At 34.2% G+C, this 16,992-nt stretch carries 20 protein-coding genes; 11 read left to right on the top strand and 9 right to left on the bottom strand.

Features of this window, described 5'->3' with window-relative positions; translation table 11 throughout:
• Nucleotides 1–123: 123 nt before the first annotated feature.
• Together O9307_RS05270 and O9307_RS05265 are read left to right on the top strand one after the other, a co-directional pair.
• Nucleotides 124–555, top strand: a complete 432-nt coding sequence (locus O9307_RS05270) for a DUF6146 family protein (protein ID WP_298296048.1) — start codon at nucleotides 124–126, stop codon at nucleotides 553–555.
• A gap of 32 nt (nucleotides 556–587) precedes the next feature.
• Entirely contained in the window at nucleotides 588–890 is a 303-nt protein-coding gene (locus tag O9307_RS05265; RefSeq protein ID WP_298296046.1) for a DUF6787 family protein, read from the top strand.
• Nucleotides 891–930: 40 nt separating this feature from the next.
• Here the strand turns inward: O9307_RS05265 and O9307_RS05260 are convergent, their stop codons facing one another.
• The 3 genes from O9307_RS05260 to msrA are packed head-to-tail and all read right to left on the bottom strand — an operon-like array spanning nucleotide 931 to nucleotide 2,483.
• Nucleotides 931–1,233 carry a hypothetical protein gene (locus tag O9307_RS05260; RefSeq protein WP_298296044.1) on the bottom strand — a complete coding sequence of 101 codons (303 nt, stop codon included), beginning with the start codon at nucleotides 1,231–1,233 and terminating at the stop codon, nucleotides 931–933.
• A gap of 40 nt (nucleotides 1,234–1,273) precedes the next feature.
• Nucleotides 1,274–1,942, bottom strand: a complete 669-nt coding sequence (gene folE / locus O9307_RS05255; RefSeq protein WP_298296042.1) for a GTP cyclohydrolase I FolE — start codon at nucleotides 1,940–1,942, stop codon at nucleotides 1,274–1,276.
• Between the two features lie 13 nt (nucleotides 1,943–1,955).
• Nucleotides 1,956–2,483: a peptide-methionine (S)-S-oxide reductase MsrA gene (gene msrA, locus O9307_RS05250; protein WP_298296040.1), complete on the bottom strand. Its 528-nt coding sequence runs from the start codon at nucleotides 2,481–2,483 to the stop codon at nucleotides 1,956–1,958.
• A gap of 156 nt (nucleotides 2,484–2,639) precedes the next feature.
• Here msrA and O9307_RS05245 point away from each other — a divergent pair, with 156 nt between their 5' ends.
• The 4 genes from O9307_RS05245 to O9307_RS05230 all read left to right on the top strand — a co-directional run bounded on the left by O9307_RS05245 (nucleotide 2,640) and on the right by O9307_RS05230 (nucleotide 6,623).
• Nucleotides 2,640–3,305: an ABC transporter ATP-binding protein gene (locus tag O9307_RS05245; RefSeq protein ID WP_298296038.1), complete on the top strand. Its 666-nt coding sequence runs from the start codon at nucleotides 2,640–2,642 to the stop codon at nucleotides 3,303–3,305.
• 29 nt (nucleotides 3,306–3,334) lie between these two features.
• Nucleotides 3,335–4,099, top strand: a complete 765-nt coding sequence (locus O9307_RS05240; protein ID WP_298296036.1) for a TIGR02757 family protein — start codon at nucleotides 3,335–3,337, stop codon at nucleotides 4,097–4,099.
• A gap of 69 nt (nucleotides 4,100–4,168) precedes the next feature.
• Nucleotides 4,169–5,206, top strand: a complete 1,038-nt coding sequence (locus O9307_RS05235; protein ID WP_298296034.1) for a hypothetical protein — start codon at nucleotides 4,169–4,171, stop codon at nucleotides 5,204–5,206.
• A gap of 64 nt (nucleotides 5,207–5,270) precedes the next feature.
• Entirely contained in the window at nucleotides 5,271–6,623 is a 1,353-nt protein-coding gene (locus tag O9307_RS05230; RefSeq protein WP_298296033.1) for a DEAD/DEAH box helicase, read from the top strand.
• A 79-nt stretch (nucleotides 6,624–6,702) separates the two neighbouring features.
• On the opposite strand, the gene O9307_RS05225 is transcribed toward O9307_RS05230, so the two are convergent.
• Nucleotides 6,703–7,818, bottom strand: a complete 1,116-nt coding sequence (locus O9307_RS05225) for a lactonase family protein (protein WP_298296031.1) — start codon at nucleotides 7,816–7,818, stop codon at nucleotides 6,703–6,705.
• Between the two features lie 361 nt (nucleotides 7,819–8,179).
• On the opposite strand from O9307_RS05225, the gene O9307_RS05220 reads away from it, so the two are divergent.
• Genes O9307_RS05220 through O9307_RS05205 form a run of 4 tightly spaced genes read left to right on the top strand, consistent with a single transcriptional unit; the run spans nucleotide 8,180 to nucleotide 12,398 of the window.
• Nucleotides 8,180–10,108: a BatA and WFA domain-containing protein gene (locus tag O9307_RS05220; RefSeq protein ID WP_298296029.1), complete on the top strand. Its 1,929-nt coding sequence runs from the start codon at nucleotides 8,180–8,182 to the stop codon at nucleotides 10,106–10,108.
• A 31-nt stretch (nucleotides 10,109–10,139) separates the two neighbouring features.
• Nucleotides 10,140–11,393, top strand: coding sequence for a dihydroorotase (locus O9307_RS05215; RefSeq protein ID WP_298296027.1), 1,254 nt, complete (start codon nucleotides 10,140–10,142; stop codon nucleotides 11,391–11,393).
• 22 nt (nucleotides 11,394–11,415) lie between these two features.
• Nucleotides 11,416–11,739, top strand: coding sequence for a hypothetical protein (locus O9307_RS05210; RefSeq protein ID WP_298296025.1), 324 nt, complete (start codon nucleotides 11,416–11,418; stop codon nucleotides 11,737–11,739).
• Between the two features lie 17 nt (nucleotides 11,740–11,756).
• Complete coding sequence (locus O9307_RS05205) at nucleotides 11,757–12,398, top strand: alpha/beta fold hydrolase (RefSeq protein ID WP_298296023.1); 642 nt, start codon at nucleotides 11,757–11,759, stop codon at nucleotides 12,396–12,398.
• Between the two features lie 52 nt (nucleotides 12,399–12,450).
• Here O9307_RS05205 and O9307_RS05200 read toward each other — a convergent pair whose 3' ends face one another.
• Genes O9307_RS05200 through O9307_RS05190 form a run of 3 tightly spaced genes read right to left on the bottom strand, consistent with a single transcriptional unit; the run spans nucleotide 12,451 to nucleotide 14,217 of the window.
• A complete protein-coding gene (locus O9307_RS05200; RefSeq protein ID WP_298296021.1) occupies nucleotides 12,451–12,918 on the bottom strand; it encodes a GNAT family N-acetyltransferase in 468 nt (155 codons plus the stop codon).
• Between the two features lie 18 nt (nucleotides 12,919–12,936).
• Nucleotides 12,937–13,437: a hypothetical protein gene (locus O9307_RS05195; protein ID WP_298296019.1), complete on the bottom strand. Its 501-nt coding sequence runs from the start codon at nucleotides 13,435–13,437 to the stop codon at nucleotides 12,937–12,939.
• 15 nt (nucleotides 13,438–13,452) lie between these two features.
• On the bottom strand, nucleotides 13,453–14,217 hold the full coding sequence (locus O9307_RS05190) for an MBL fold metallo-hydrolase (RefSeq protein WP_298296017.1): 765 nt from the start codon (nucleotides 14,215–14,217) through the stop codon (nucleotides 13,453–13,455).
• 97 nt (nucleotides 14,218–14,314) lie between these two features.
• On the opposite strand from O9307_RS05190, the gene O9307_RS05185 reads away from it, so the two are divergent.
• Nucleotides 14,315–15,772: a TonB-dependent receptor gene (locus tag O9307_RS05185; RefSeq protein ID WP_298296015.1), complete on the top strand. Its 1,458-nt coding sequence runs from the start codon at nucleotides 14,315–14,317 to the stop codon at nucleotides 15,770–15,772.
• Nucleotides 15,773–15,814: 42 nt separating this feature from the next.
• Here O9307_RS05185 and O9307_RS05180 read toward each other — a convergent pair whose 3' ends face one another.
• Entirely contained in the window at nucleotides 15,815–16,273 is a 459-nt protein-coding gene (locus O9307_RS05180; protein WP_298296013.1) for a YciI family protein, read from the bottom strand.
• A gap of 151 nt (nucleotides 16,274–16,424) precedes the next feature.
• The gene (gene bcp, locus O9307_RS05175) at nucleotides 16,425–16,877 is read right to left on the bottom strand and encodes a thioredoxin-dependent thiol peroxidase (RefSeq protein ID WP_298296011.1); all 453 of its coding nucleotides are present in this window, start codon (nucleotides 16,875–16,877) and stop codon (nucleotides 16,425–16,427) included.
• Between the last annotated feature and the right edge of the window lie 115 nt (nucleotides 16,878–16,992).

The following is a 16,992-nucleotide window of genomic DNA, read 5'->3' as shown; positions in this document are numbered from 1 at the left end:
CTATGTGAATAATAAATTGTCTATTTATTTCTATTAAGAAAATACAAATTCTTTGATTCTAGCCTGCATTTAGGTATCAAAGTGTGGAAAAAAAATCATCCAACCGATTTTAATAGTTAAGCCATGAAAAAAATCGCATTTATAATCGTACTTATTGCAATACTTGGCGCTTGTTCGACTCCAAAAAACAATATCCCCTCTCTTCCTGCCACCGCTTCCGTTAAAGGAGACACGGTAAGAATTGCAAATGATTCACTTGAATACGAGGTTATCATTATTGATCCAGGTTTTAGCACTTGGTTGAATTCTATTGCACTTCCAAGAGGCTATTATTCTCAATCCTATTTAGAAAATAAGAACCGATTTTATATTACAGAATGGAACAATAGAGCACAACAACCGTTGCGATTTGATCCTAATTTATATGAAATGACAATTGATTACAATCCACAAATCAATTATGGATACGAAGTGAATTATTTAATCTACAATTATATGATTTATTTTCAAAATAGGTACAAGCAAAGATTATTTGGCAATGTCCCAATACGTTAATCTTAGTATATTTGCAGCATTGAAACTTAAGAATGAAAAAATTAAAAGAACGTTGGGGCATAGAAAGTAACATTCAGTTTACCATAATTTTTATTGTTTTTGCAATCACTGGTACAACATCCGCATGGTTATCTAAACCGTTTTGTGTTTGGCTTGGTCTTACCAAAGCTGATATGGGATTTTGGTTCACTCCTATTCGTCTCTTACTTATTTTTCCTATTTATCAAGTACTTTTGGTTTTAATTGGATTTTTGTTTGGGCAATTTCGATTTTTTTGGGCTTTCGAAAAAAAAATGCTCCGAAATATGGGACTCGGTTTTCTTTTCAAAACATAAAAAAAAGCTTCCTTTCTGAAGCTTTTTTTGTTGGTATTAATTAAGAATTTTTCTGTTTCTTGATGAGATAAGTGTATATCCAAGTCAAAGTAAACGTGGGAATAACATCTGAAAAAGGAAAAGCTTCTTCTATAAATGTAATTGCTCCCGCTACTTTGCCTACACTTCCTTTGTACATCCAGGTCATCAGAAAACCCGCTAAAGGTGCCCAAATAACATCTGAGAATTCACCAATCAATGGAATGGAAAAAGAGAGCATCCCAATAGCATCAAACAAGATACTTAAAAATAAATGCCTTCTTTTCAGAGAAGCTTCAGCGCTACTTTCTACTTGGTTTGTCATTTTTTAATTTTTGAAAAAGTCCAAACAAAAATAGTGCCTTTTATTCTTGCTTAATCATATTGAAGAAATCATTTCTATTTTCTTTTTCATTAAAAATTCCTCCATATTGAATAGTAGAGGTAAAACTAGTTTCGTCTTTGATTCCACGGCTAGAAACGCACAAATGCTTGGCTTCCATAACAATGATAACGTTATCCGTCTCCAAAACAGTTTTTAATTCGTTAAAAATTTGCATAATCAAGCGCTCTTGAACTTGGGGACGACGAGAATAATAATCAACGATTCGGTTCAATTTTGACAAACCAATCACTTTTCCGCTAGAGACATAACCAATGTGCGCTTTACCCACAATTGGCAAGAAATGATGTTCGCAAGTAGAGTTGAAATTAATGTTGGCTTCAACCAACATTTTGTCATAATGATAGCTATTCTCGAAAACCGAAATTTTGGGTTTGTTTTTAGGGTCTAAACCACTAAAAATTTCTTGAATATACATTTTAGCTACACGAAACGGGGTACCGCTCAAGCTATCATCTGTCATATCCAATCCCATTTCTTCCATAATGGCGTGAAAATGATGTTCAATTCGTTCCATTTTCTGGGCATCCGATTTCACAAAAGCATCAGCTCTAAGAGGTGTATCTGCACTAGTGGCTTGGTGATTATCACCTAAAATTTCAATTAATTCTCTATCTAATACTGCGTTCATATTTTAGGTGTATTTATTTTAATAATTTAGAAAACGATTCAGAAAGTGTATTCCTTTTTGGAGTAATAACGTAATGACAATATGACTTTTCTTTATTGAGTTGATAATAGTTTTGATGGTACGCTTCCGCAGGATAAAACTTTGAAACTGGAGAAAGCTGGGTAACAATAGGGGAATCAAAAAATTTAGCCTCATCTAATTGACGAATATAGGCCTCCGAAAGTGTCTTTTGTTTTTCAGAATGATAAAAAACTTCACTACGGTATTGTGTTCCTACATCGGCGCCTTGTCTATTAAGTGTTGTTGGATTGTGTGTTGCAAAAAACACTTCCAAAAGAGTTTCAAAAGAAATCAAATCCTCATTAAAAGTAATCTGTATCGCTTCTGCATGACCAGTCCTTCCAGTACAAATTTGTTCATAAGTTGGGTTTTCTATCGTACCCCCAATATAACCTGATACTACTGTCTCTACTCCTTTGAGCTGCAAAAAAACAGCCTCAGTACACCAAAAACAGCCTCCAGAAAAAGTTGCATGACTCATATCTAAATAATTATTTATATTTTTGTTTAACAAATGTAGTAATTAATTAAACAAAAAAGATCCTTTAACTAAATATTAATAAATGTTACTATAAAGAAATTTTATAATAGTTGAGTGGCAAATAAAATCTTTGTTTCTTTGTAAAAATAGATTGGAATGATACAGGCGAAAAACATACATAAATTCTACGATCAGCTTGAGGTTTTGAAAGGAGTTGATCTACATATCACCAAAGGAGAAATTGTGTCCATCGTTGGCGCATCTGGAGCAGGAAAAACCACTTTACTTCAAATTTTGGGTACCTTGGATAGACCTACAAAAACAGAAAATGCCAGTTTACTAATCAACGGTGAAGATGTCTTGAAAATGAACGACAAAGCTTTGTCACGTTTTAGAAATTTAAACCTAGGGTTTATTTTTCAATTTCATCAGTTATTACCCGAATTTACCGCATTAGAAAATGTATGTATTCCTGCTTTCATTGCAGGTAAAAACAAATTAGAAACAGAACTAGAAGCTAAAAAAATATTAGATTTTTTGGGCTTATCACATCGTTTCAATCATAAACCAAACGAATTATCAGGTGGAGAACAACAACGTGTGGCGGTCGCTAGAGCCCTGATTAACAAACCCGATATTATTTTTGCAGACGAACCTTCAGGGAATTTGGATACGGTTTCTGCCGAAAATTTGCATCAACTTTTTTTTAAACTACGAGACGAGTTGGGACAAACCTTTGTAATTGTTACACACAATGAAGAGTTGGCTAACATGGCTGACAGAAAATTAGTAATGGTAGATGGACAAATTAGTAGTAAATAATCTAATTTATCGCAATTAAATTTCATAACATGACCGAGTCTGAACTCAAAGATTTTCTAGACCAAAAAGTACGAGAATACAACACCCTAGATTTTATCGAAAGTGATCCGGTTCAAATTCCGCATTTATTTACTCAAAAAGAAGATATTGAAATTGCTGGTTTCTTAAGCGCCACTATCGCTTGGGGCAACCGAAAAATGATCATCAAAAACAGTCATAAAATGATGGATTTGATGGGCAATTCTCCTTATGATTTTGTGGTATCGCACAACGAAAATCAATTAGAAGCTTTAGACTCATTTGTTCATAGAACTTTTAACGGTCAAGATTTTCGAGCATTTATCAAAGGATTACAGCATGTATATAGCCATCACGGTGGATTAGAAGCCGTATTTTCTAAACACCAAGAAGAAAATAGCCTTCAAAAAAGCATTCATGAGTTTAAAAAAATATTTTTTGAAGTAAATCAATCCCAAAGAAGTCAAAAACACATTTCGGATCCGTTAAATAATTCGGCAGCCAAAAGAATCAACATGTACCTACGATGGATGTGCCGCCAAGACAACAAAGGCGTAGATTTGGGCATCTGGAAAAACATCTCTCCTTCAAAATTATCCTGTCCTTTGGATGTACATTCAGGCAATGTAGCGCGTAAATTAGGTCTTTTGACAAGAAAACAAAACGATGCGAAAGCGCTAAATGAATTAGACACCCAACTCAGAATTCTAGATCCAAACGATCCTGTAAAATATGATTTTGCGTTATTTGGGCTAGGCGTTTTTGAAAGATTTTAATTTTTAATACACTAATCATCAGATACTTATATTTTTTTCATATATTTGAGACAACAAAAATCTTTTCTTATGAAAGAATTCTTGTCCAATATAACTTCTAATGCACTGCCAGTACTCGCAATTACTGCAATTGTTTTAGTCATCACTTTGACATTATTTACCGTAATTCACAAAAAAAATCTTCAAAAAAATCAAGACAACGCACTCCCAATTATCAAACATTTCTTAATAGATGTTGTCAAAAATCAAGACCAAAAGGAGCATATTCGACTACATATAAAACAATTAAAAAAGAAAATACCCATTAAAGCAAATTGGTGCAAAGAAATGTTGATTGATGAAATGATCTTTATAAAGAAGAATTTAAGTCCAGAAGAAGCACAAACTATAACACTCATTTATCGAACCCTAAAACTATATAAATACTCCACTAGACTCATCAATGATACTAAAATATATAAAAAATGTCTTGGTTTCTATCATTACCAAACCATGCATTATTCTAAAGGAATAAAAAAAATCATACCTTATTTAAAAAGCAAAAACCAGCAACTCAAATCCAACGCAAGTGCAGCTTATCTCTCGCTAACTAATATTTCTACTGGAAATACCCTTTATCAAAGAAAAAACACAATAATTAAACATAAAGAAAAAATAGAAAACCTATTTTATATCCAAAAATATCCCTACAATAACCATATTAATTTTTGGTTAAAAGCAAAAAAACCATCAATTTTATTGTTAGGACTAAAAATTGCTGCTCATGAAAGCAAGGGTGATGATACCGATGCCATTATTGATTTACTTTCGTTCAAAAATAATAGTGTAAAAAATGAAGCACTTATCACCATAAGAAAACTTCATTTGCAAGAAGCTGAAACAAAAATCCTATCTATCCTAAATCAATTTACACCGCAACTCCAGGAGCAAAGTTTACAAACTCTAAAAGTCATTGGATCTACAAGTACAATAGAATATATTCAAAACAGAATGTCTTTTTTTGACACCATAGAACTAAAAAACACTGCAATTAATTGCTTAGAAACGTTAGTCACTAAAGAAAAAAATGTAGCTTCACAATTCTATTACCAAGCCCTAGCCCACTAAGGAACCCTTCAAGAAAATAGTATTTACAGCTTATATTAGTATCTTTGCCAAAAAAATAATGCAAATGAGCACTTTCGAGCAATTCAACCTTCCTAAATCTTTACAAAAAGCAATTGATGAAATAGGATTTACCTCTCCTACTCCAATACAAGAAAAAACTTTTTCGGTAATTATGTCAGGGCGAGATATGATGGGAATTGCGCAAACTGGTACCGGTAAAACCTTTGCTTACCTAATTCCATTATTAAAACTGTATAAATTCACCAATACCAATACACCAAAAATCGTCATCCTTGTTCCCACGAGAGAATTAGTGGTTCAAGTCGTTGAAGAAGTAGAAAAATTAACCAGCTATATGTCGGTTAAAACACTCGGAATTTACGGAGGTGTCAACATTAATACCCAAAAGAAAGCGGTTTATGAAGGTGTCGATATTTTAGTAGGTACTCCGGGTAGAACTATGGATTTGGCTTTGGACGCAGTGGTTCGCTTTGACGAAACTCAAAAATTAGTCATTGACGAATTCGACGAAATGCTCAACTTGGGTTTTCGAACGCAATTAACCGCTTTGCTAGCCATGATGAAAAACAAGCGTCAGAACATTTTATTCTCGGCCACCATGACCGATGAAGTGGATGCGGTACTGAATGACTATTTTGATTTTCCTGAAGAAGTAACCCTTGCCGCCTCAGGAACACCTTTGGAGAATATTGAACAAATCACCTACAACGTTCCCAATTTTAACACCAAAATCAATCTTTTACAACATTTATTAGAAAAGAATGAAGACATGAGTAGAGTTTTGGTTTTTGTGAACAACAAAAAAATATCTGACATGCTTTTCAATCGAATTGATGAAGTATTCGAAGGTCAATTTGGAATTATCCATTCTAATAAATCTCAAAACTATCGATTGAGTACGATGGCAGCATTTCAAGAAGGAAACTTAAGAGGATTGATCACTACGGATATTATGGCAAGAGGATTAGATATTTCGAATATTACTCATGTCATCAACTTCGAAATGCCTGAGTTACCAGAACTGTATATGCATCGAATTGGTAGAACGGGTAGAGCCGATGCTACCGGAACCGCGATTAGTTTTGTAACACCTCGTGAAGAAGAAGCAAAAATTGAAGTCGAAGTCTTAATGAACATGGAATTGCCAATTGCAATTTTCCCAGAAGAGGTTGAGGTTTCTACCAAATTAATCGAACCCGAAAAAGACCGTCAACCCGTTAAGTTTTTAATGAAAAAGGTGAAATTAGAGGGAGATGGGGCTTTTCATGAAAAAAGCAAAAAAAACAAAAAAGTCAATCTTGGCGGCCCATCAAAAACAAAAAAGAAAACACATGGTTCTGTAAATAGAAACATGCTCAAAACAAGAGATAAAAAACGTAAAGATTCCAACAAATAAGAACAAAAAAATAAGCCAAGAATTCAAAAATTAATAAAATTGATGAATTCGTGGCTTTATTTTTTTTGCTTTGAATAGATTACAAACGCTTTTCAAAAAGCAAATAAACAGGTTGACAAACCGAAATTCTTTTTTCAGTATCTGTTAAACCGCCTGTGCTTTTATCTCTTCTAAAAACCACTACTTCATTAGACGATTGATTCGCTACTAATAATAAATTCCCTGTAGGATCTATTACAAAACTTCTAGGGCCTCCCCCCAAAGTGCTTACCGCTTCTTTAAATTCTAATTTTCCGTTTTTCAATACTTTAAAAATTGAAATGGTATTAGCCCCTGCTCTATTTGTTGCATACAAAAATTTACCATCTGGGGATAACGCTATAGCTGCTGAACCAAAGTCACCTTTGTAATCACTAGCCATTACCGAGGTATCTTCTACCAAAGTCAGCTCTCCCTTAGCAAAACTATACGTCAACAAACCACCATCTAGTTCATTCAAAACATAAACATATTTTCCGTCTTTGTCAAACGTTAAATGACGTGGTCCTCCGCCAGGCTTAACACTCACACTACTTTTAAATGTCAAAATATCCTTGCTAGCATCAGCATTGTAGCTGTAAACATAAACTTTATCAGTACCCAAATCAACAGCCAAAACATATTTTTGATCTGGAGAAAACGCCACCATATGCATGTGAGAAGCTTCCTGACGCTCTTTATTCGGACCACTACCTGATAGTTGCACCACTTGTTTAGCATCGGTCAAACTACCATCAGCATTTTTAAAAAAAACAGTAATATTTCCCCCAGAATAATTGGCCGTAATCACATTTTTATCATCCGTAATAATGTGACATGGATCAGCTCCTTTAGTCGCTTGCTTATTCAGCACAATCATTTTTCCCGCTTTTCCATCATAACTAAATGAAGTTACCGTACTTGTTGCCCCCGCTTCATTCACCGCATACAAATGTTTATTATCTGAAGAAAGCGCCAAATAACTCGGATTTTGAATATTAACTGTAGTTCCGTGCAACAAAGAATTCCCAGAGTTTACATCAAATTTATAATTGTAAATCCCTTTACTCTCACATTTATTGGTATAAGTACCTACCAATAAGTGGTAAAGATCCTGCTGAGCATGAACTGTTGTAAAAAAAGAAACAAAAAGTAGCGCTAAAATCTTGTTTTTCATGAATAAATATTTAGTTGATTTTTATTAGTCCTGCGAAAATACTCATTATTTCAATACCCCAAAACAAATACCCCCTTTTTGAAAAAACCAAACATCAGCTAACAATCATAGGTACAAATTCGTATTTTTGAACCATCAATCCCTGTTCTTTTATTTTATTTAGGAGCAGAAACAAAAGGTGCTCTTGCCCACATCGTCCCGCTCTCCGTTATATCTTTTTTTTTATGGCTGGCAGGTTTGCAAACCTGCCAGCCATAAAAAAAAAGGATGCCACTGCGATCGGGGCTAGAGAGCAGCAAAAGGCTTTTTCAGGAAACATCAAAAAAAAAAAAATCAAAACATAAAGTAAACCAACCATAGAATGCACTTCAAACACCCCGAAATTCTATACTTTTTATTCCTTTTACTAGTACCTATTTTGGTACATTTATTCCAATTAAGAAAATTCAAAACAGAATATTTTACCAATGTTCGCTTCTTAAAAAAGCTAACAATTGAATCTAGAAAAAGTTCAAAAATCAAAAAAAGACTTTTATTAGCCACGCGTTTATTGCTACTTACTGGTTTAATTATAGCCTTTGCACAGCCTTTTTTCGAAGCCAAAGACCACAAAAATGCCAACAACGAATTGTACATTATTCTCGACAATTCCTTCAGTATGCAAGCCAAAGGCAATCGCGGCGAACTACTCAAAAGAGCCATTCAAGAATTGCTAGAAGAAACACCGGAAAACAGCACCTTTTCGCTTGTAACCAACGATCAAACTTTTTGGAACACCGATATTAAATCCATTCAAAGAGAACTACAAAATCTAAATTATTCCGCTACACCTTTTGAAATAGATGCCCAATTAGCCAAAATAAACACACGTAAATCTGCATTCAAAAAAGACATCGTAATCCTATCGGATGCTGTTGGAGTACAACAAAAATCCGAACAAAAAACTGATGATCAAGAAGTTATTTATTTCATAAAACCAGAAGCCGAACAAAAAAACAACGCCGCTATCGATAGCGTTTTTATTAGTCAAACACTTGATAACTTTTATGAGATAACCGTTGCTATCAAAGGTTTTGGAGAAGATTTTGAACCTATGTCAATTGCGCTTTTCAATCAAAATAAACTGATTGCAAAAACAATGGTGAAGTTAGACACTAAAAAGAAAACCGTAAATTTTACCATCCCAAAACAAGAATTTCATGGTTATGCTACGATAAACGACAAAAGATTGACTTATGATAATGACTATTATTTTAGCATCACCAAAAACGAAAAAATCAATGTTTTAAGTATTGGCGAATCCATAAAAAGCAACTTTTTATCTCGAATTTTCACAAAAGACGAATTCAATTACAGCAATTCTGAATTGCGCGCACTGGATTACAACATTATCGAAAAACAGGCGACCATCCTACTCAACGAAATTCCAGAAATCCCACAAGCCTTGCAAACTACCTTACAAGCTTTTGTTAGCAAAGGCGGGAATTTAGTTATTATTCCATCGGAAAACACTTCAATAACAACAACCAATTCCTTTCTAAAAAACCTAGGAAATATTCAGTTTATAGCTCCTGAAAACAACGCCAAACAAATCACTAAAATCAATTTTGAACATCCCCTCTTTAGTGGCGTTTTTGAAAGTAAAATCACTAATTTTCAATATCCAAAAGTCGAAAAATCAATAGTAGTCAAAAGTGCTTATCCAAGCATTCTTTCTTTTGAAGATCAAACAGCTTTCCTTACGGCCATACCAAAATCTGTTGGAGCAGTTTTCGTTTTCTCAGCTCCTCTTAATACAAAAAACAGCAACTTTCAACAATCCCCTTTGATTGTTCCTGTATTTTATAAAATGGGAGTAACTAATAAAAACGCTTTGCTCTATGCCGCAACTATTGGCAACAATTCCCCTTTTTGGGTCAATACTACATTAACCAAAGAAGCTGTGCTAACTGTAAAAGGAAAAGAAGAACAGTTCATTCCCATACAACAAATGCTCGACAATAAAGTAAAACTAACTTTTGCCGATCTTCCCAAAAAATCTGGAAATTATACCATTTTCAATAAAGAAAAAAGCATCGAAAACCTCTCTTTCAATTATGCACGAACCGAAAGTGATTTGAGTCAGGTCAATACAAATTTAGCCTCGAATTTCGAAGCTATTGACAGCATCAAAAACGTTTTCAATACGTTACAAACCAACAGAACAGATCAACAACTTTGGAAATGGTTTCTTATCTTTGCCCTTGCATTTTTGCTTGCAGAAATGGCCATCATCCGATTTGTAAAATAACAAAGTTTAAAAAAACTTATCTTCTACACCCATGAAAATTCTCCTTAGAGCAGCTACAATCATCGATTCTAAAAGTCCTTTTCACCATAAAACCATGGATATTTTAATCCATGACGGATCCATCAAAAAAATAGGAGTTGGACTCCCAACTGATGACGCACAAGAAATCCAATTGCCACAATTACACGTTTCTTCGGGATGGTTTGATAGCAGCGTATCCTTGGGAGAACCTGGTTTTGAAGATAGAGAAACCATTAGCAACGGACTAACTGTTGCCGCAAAAAGTGGATTCACAGCCATCGCGTTACAACCTAATTCTTATCCAATAATTGATAATCAATCGCAAATTAATTTTGTGCTAAACAAAGCAAAAGATGCCTTAACGCAACTCTATCCAATTGGTGCTCTAACTGTGGGTAGCGAAGGAAAAGATATGGCGGAGCTTTTTGATATGAAAAAAGCAGGTGCAATTGCCTTTGGGGATTATAACAAGAGTTTAGACAATGCTAACTTGTTGAAAATCGCTTTGCAATATGTACAAGATTTTGACGGACTAGTGATTGCTTTTACGCAAGATGAAAAAATAAAAGGAAATGGTGTCGCTAATGAAGGTTTAGCATCAACAAGATTAGGATTAAAAGGTATTCCAACGCTTGCCGAAGAATTACATATTGCAAGAAACTTATTTTTATTAGAATACACAGGAGGTAAATTACACATCCCAACCATTTCAACACAAAAATCAGTTGCGTTAGTAAAAGAAGCCAAAGCCAAAGGTTTACAGGTAAGCTGTAGTGTTAGCGTACATCATTTAGTACTAAACGAAGACCTACTCGATGGTTTTGATACTCGATACAAAGTAACACCACCGCTCAGAAGCGAATCGGATAGAAAAGCGTTACTAGAAGGAATTCTCGATGGAACAATTGATATGATTACAACTGATCATAATCCTATAGACATTGAGCATAAAAAAATGGAATTTGACGGCGCTAAAAACGGTACTATTGGATTAGAAAGTGCTTTTGGAGCGTTGTCTACTGTATTACCAACAGCGGTAATCATCGAAAAATTAACCGCTGGAAAAACAACTTTTGGAATTCCGTCTCACTCCATCAACGAAGGAGAGCCAGCCAATTTGACTCTTTTTACTACCGAAGGAGAAAGTATTTTTACCAAAGAAACTATTTTGTCAAAATCTAAAAACTCCGCTTTTCTTGGACAAAAATTACAAGGAAAAGTGTATGGTTGTATCAGCCAAGGTCAAATGATTTTGAATCAATAATTATCCTAAATCACCAAAAAAAATGAGCACTTCAGACAACGGAAAAAATATAGCCATTGTAAGTTATATTACTATTATTGGCGCCATTATCGCCATTTTTATGAACTCCGAAAAGAAAGATTCTTTTGCAGCTTTCCACATTCGTCAAGCGCTAGGCATTTTTGTTTCTTTCTTTTTAATTGGCTATTTCATTGGCTATTTTGATAGTTGGATGATTTCGTCAGCCTTTTATGTATTCTATTTTATCCTTTGGATTTACGGTTTTGTAGCGGCATTACAAGGAGAAGCCAAACTTATTCCGCTTTTGGGAGAACAGTTTCAAAAGATTTTTAAAAATATAGAATAACACATCAAATACATTTCATGAATTTATCCTTAGAGTACAAGATAAGAGAGCCTAAAGTTGTTTTAGCAGAAAATCCAGTATTGATTTTATTACACGGTTACGGCAGTAATGAAGCAGATTTATTCTCTTTTGCATCAGAATTACCAGAGCATTATTATATCATTTCAGCTAGAGCGCCTTATGATTTACAATACGGTAGTTATGCTTGGTATGCGATTAATTTTGATGCCGATCAAAACAAATTTTCAGATAATGACCAAGCACGAGAATCTCGTGATTGCATTGCGAACTTTATCGACGAATTAACACAAAATTACCCTATCAACAAAGAAGAAGTAACACTTATTGGATTTAGCCAAGGCGCCATTCTGAGCTATGCTGTAGCACTTTCTTATCCCGAAAAAGTAAAACAGATTGTGGCTATGAGCGGCTATTTGAATCCTGATATCATTACTGAAGATTACTTAAAAAACAATCTAAATTCGTTACGCATTTTTGCCTCTCACGGAACTGTAGATCAAGTAATTCCAGTAGAATGGGCTAGAAAAACAACTCCTTTTATGGAAAAATTAGGCGTTGTTATAACTTATAAAGAATATCCTATTGGGCATGGTGTTTCGCCGCAAAATTTTTATGACTTCAAAAATTGGTTGAAATAAACGAATAGCCTAACTTTCAAGTACCAAAAAAAAAGTGGCTTTAACACAACATTTAAAGCCGCTTTTTCATTATCGTTTCTACAAAAGGGACTCCCAAATAATCAATTTCTAGTTCTTCTACTATTTGCCAACCAAATTTTAGGTAAAAATCAAGTCCAACTGGTGAGGAAGCCAAATAAATTTCAGGATGCCCGATTTGTTGTGCTTCCTTTTCAATATAACTAAGCAACTTTGATCCAATTCCTTTATTAGCATAAGCAATATGAGTGTAGAAACCTACAATATAATCGTGATCCAATGCAATTGTTCCCACTATTTTATCCTCTATTTTAGCACAAAATATTTGCTGTTTTTGGATTTTTTCCTGAATGGTTTCAATTGAATAATAACTCTTGAATATACTCCATTGCGCATCAGAATAATGTGATTTTAAATAAAATGAGGCATTATTTATAATCAAATCACTTATTTCAACAGCATCATTTAAGGTTACTCTTTCTATCGTGGGAATTATATTCATCTATTACAGGTATAGTAGTTATTTTTGATACAATAACGACTGATTGACTTCAAATGAAATCGATTCGTCCGTATTTACAAAATATTTTATAAGAACTTCTCCCCAATATTCGCCATCGCTAAAATCAGCAATAATCCATCGGTGGTTCAAAATTCTGACTTTATTGATCACAAATTTATTAGGACCAATTGGATCTTGTCCTGTGTACGGATTCCCTTTAGAATTGTTATTATAATCTAATAACTTTTCAGTTACAACAGGAATCAATTTTTCTATTAAAATCGTTTTATTTGGATTAGTTGCTTCAAAATAATTTTGCGCATTTTCATTTTTACCCAAAGAAAAGTAATTGGCATCATCCAATTTTAGTTCTACTTTTTTTATACTATCTCTAAGTTTTGTGGTGACTTTAGTGAATTTTTCTTGCTCGAATTTTACTTCTTTGCTCAAAAACATATACGTATAGATATTGAACAAAACAGCCAATATAAAACCATAAAGTAGGAGTGATTTTTTCATTTTCTAAATAAAATATTAAAGGGTAATAGTTAAATTATCGTAGGCCAAAAAGACATTTTCTGGCAATTGTTTTTGTACCTCTTCATGAAAACCCAATAAATGGCTAATATGCGTCAGATATGTTTTTTTGGGCTTAACTAAAGTAATAAAATCGAGTGCTTCTTGGAGGTTAAAATGTGTGTTATGCGGATCTATACGTAAAGCATTCAAGACCAAAACGTCTAAATTTTTCAATTTTTCTACTTCTTCTGGAGCTACCGTTTTCACATCCGTCAAATACGCGAAATCATCAATTCTATATCCAAAAACCTGCAAATCACCATGCAAGGCATTAATTGGAATGACTGTTTTACCCGCCAATACAAAAGGTACATTATTAATCACCTCAAACGTTTTTACCGAAGGAGCGCCTGGATATCTGTTTTCGGTTTCAAAAACGTAATCAAAACGCTTTTTCAAATTTTCGATTACGCGTTGATGCGCATAAATTGGCATTTCGCCTTGTCTAAAGTTAAACGGACGAATATCGTCTAAACCAGCAGTATGGTCTGAATGTTCGTGAGTAAATAAAATTCCGTCTACTTTTTGACAATCTGATGCCAACATTTGCTGTCTAAAGTCGGGGCCGCAATCGATAACGTAAGAATGATCTTCCCATGATATCCACAAAGAAACGCGAAGCCTTTTATCCTTATAATCAATGCTTTTACAAACAGGATGAGTACTCCCAATGATTGGAATTCCTTGAGAAGTGCCAGTGCCTAAAAAATAGATGTTCAAAAGAGTGTTATTTTTTTACAAAAATAGAATTATTTATGATTCATTTCGAAATCGAATTAATTAACTTTGCCACTAAACACCACTATTTAGACTCGAAATGGATACAAAAAAAATAAAACTTAAGGGAGACAAAGTCATTGAACAAATTCCATCAATCAAGGATAAAGCCCTTCGAATAAATCTCAACGAAAATATTTACGGAACATTTGCTGAAATTGGTGCGGGACAAGAAACGGTAAGACATTTTTTTAGAGCTGGCGGTTCTTCAGGAACCATTGCAAAAGCGATGTCGGCTTATGATAAAGATTTTAGTGACGCAGTGTACGGAATCGAAGAAGATGGACGATATGTAACCGAAAGTCGTCTTAAAAAAATGTTGACTTTTGAAGGAGAATTGATTGAAGAACGTTTAAGCCGAGTAAAACACCCCAATAAATTATTTTTTAGTTACGCTAATACTGTGGCGACTATTGATTTTGCAAAGCAATTCAAAGGTCACGGCTGGGTGGGTATTCGATATCAGTTGGACCCTTCGGAAGCGTATAACGAAATCATCATTCACATTCGTTTTAAAGAAACCGATTCGCGTTTACAACAAGAAACTCTGGGTATTCTTGGGGTAAATTTAATTTATGGCGCTTTTTATAAATACAACGACCCTAAGAAATTATTACGCTATTTGTACGATCACCTAGATAAAGATCAATTAGAAATTGACACTATTAACTTTTCTGGACCACGATTTGCTGAAGTTGACAACCGATTAATGAGTTTACAATTGGTAAAAAACGGAATGACCGATGCGGTGATGTTCAATCCTGAAGGAAAAAACATCTTGCCAGCAGCTATTTTATACAAAAAGAACATTCTCGCTTTTAGAGGTAGCTTTCGTCCGGTTACCAAAGTAAATATGGACATGTATGAAACCTCTATAAAAATGTTCTTAGAAGAAAACAAAGTAGAGAAAGAAAATACCCAAGTTATTTTTGAAATTACCTTATCGAATTTGCGTTCCGACGGTGAAATTGACGAGAGAGATTTCATGGACAGAGCCGAATTATTATGTTCATTGGGACAAACTGTAATGATTTCTAATTTCCAAGAATATTACAAAGTGGTAGAATATTTTGCCAATTACACCAAAGCTCGTATGGGATTAGCCTTAGGAGTAAACAACTTGATCGACATCTTCGACGAGAAATACTACCGTCATTTGAGTGGAGGAATTCTAGAAGCTTTTGGTAAATTATTCTACCGAGATATGAAAGTTTTCTTGTATCCGATGCTTGGTGAAGAAAAAGAGGTAATTAATTCAGAAAATCTTAAAGTACATCCAAGAATGAAAGAATTGTACAAATTCTTTAAATTCAACGGAAAAGTGGTAGATATTACAGATTACGACCCAACTATTTTAGAAGTATTCTCTAGAGAAGTACTCAAAATGATTAGTCAAGGAAAACCAGGCTGGGAACCTATGTTGCCTTCTGGTGTGGCAGAAATCATCAAAAAACAACGCTTATTTGGTTACGATCCAGAAAAAGTATTACAAGCATAAGAAACAACAAAAGCCAAGTTTTCAGACTTGGCTTTTGTATTATTAATGGTTCTTTTTCCAAACTTTATCGTGATATGGCAAGTATCCAGGTAATGCCGCTGAACCATACCAAGGAAAGACCTCGGCACTTAATAATTTTGCCTTAATAGCTGGATCGGTTTCTAATAATTGATTTGCTTCTTCAATCGTGGCAACATTCAGGATAAAAATACCTCTCAAATTGGCTTCATTTTTACCCATTGGCCCAGCCACAATCAGTTTTTTAGCGTTTGCTAATTTAGCAATATTGGTCATATGACCAGCAAAACAATCCTCTATGAATTGCTTATCTGCAGTGGTATTGGTTCCTGTTTTTAGCAATACAAAAACATAGTTTTTCATTCCATATTCATCGGCACCAAGTTGTTGGGCCAATCTAGCATCATATTTTGAATTATCATTTTGAGCATAGCTTGATGTAAATGACAGAAGTATTGTAAAAAGTAATAGTGCTTTTTTCATAACTTAACAGCATTAAGAAAGAGTGAATTTTAAAGTATATATCAAATATAAACATTATTTACTCTTGTTGATTTCTATACGATCAAGAACGAAAAACAACAAGCCAAATGACACTAATCATTTGGCTTGTTAGCTACAACTAAATTTGTTCTTATTTCAAAATCTGTGACGCGTGTACTTTTGTTTTTACGTCAGTGATTACTTCTTCTATGATTCCTTTTTCATCGATGACAAAAGTAGTTCGGTGAATGCCATCGTATTCTTTTCCCATAAACATTTTAGGTCCCCAAACGCCAAAAGCTTGAATCACAGATTTGTCTTCGTCTGCCAATAATGGGAATGGAAATTCGTATTTGTCTTTGAATTTAGCTTGCGCTTTGGCACTATCCGCACTAACACCAAGTAACGCATAGTTTTGCGCTTCAAATCGGGCGTAATTATCTCTTAAATCACAAGCCTCGGCAGTACAACCTGGCGTATTGGCTTTTGGGTAGAAAAAAACAACTAGTTTCTTTCCAGCATAATCTGCTAATTGATGTGTTTTTCCGTCTTGGTCAACTCCTGAAAATGATGGAGCTTGGTCTCCTTTTTGTAATGTGATCATAACTTTTTTTATGGTTTGTGGTTTATAGTTTATTGTTTGTGGTTTGTCGTTTGTGGTTTGTCGTTTGTTGTTTATTGTTAAAAGTTTAAAGTTGTTGTGGATGACTTCTGCTTTC

Source organism: Flavobacterium sp. (assembly GCF_027531905.1).
Taxonomy (GTDB): domain Bacteria; phylum Bacteroidota; class Bacteroidia; order Flavobacteriales; family Flavobacteriaceae; genus Flavobacterium.
This window is presented reverse-complemented; position numbering and strand designations above follow the sequence as displayed.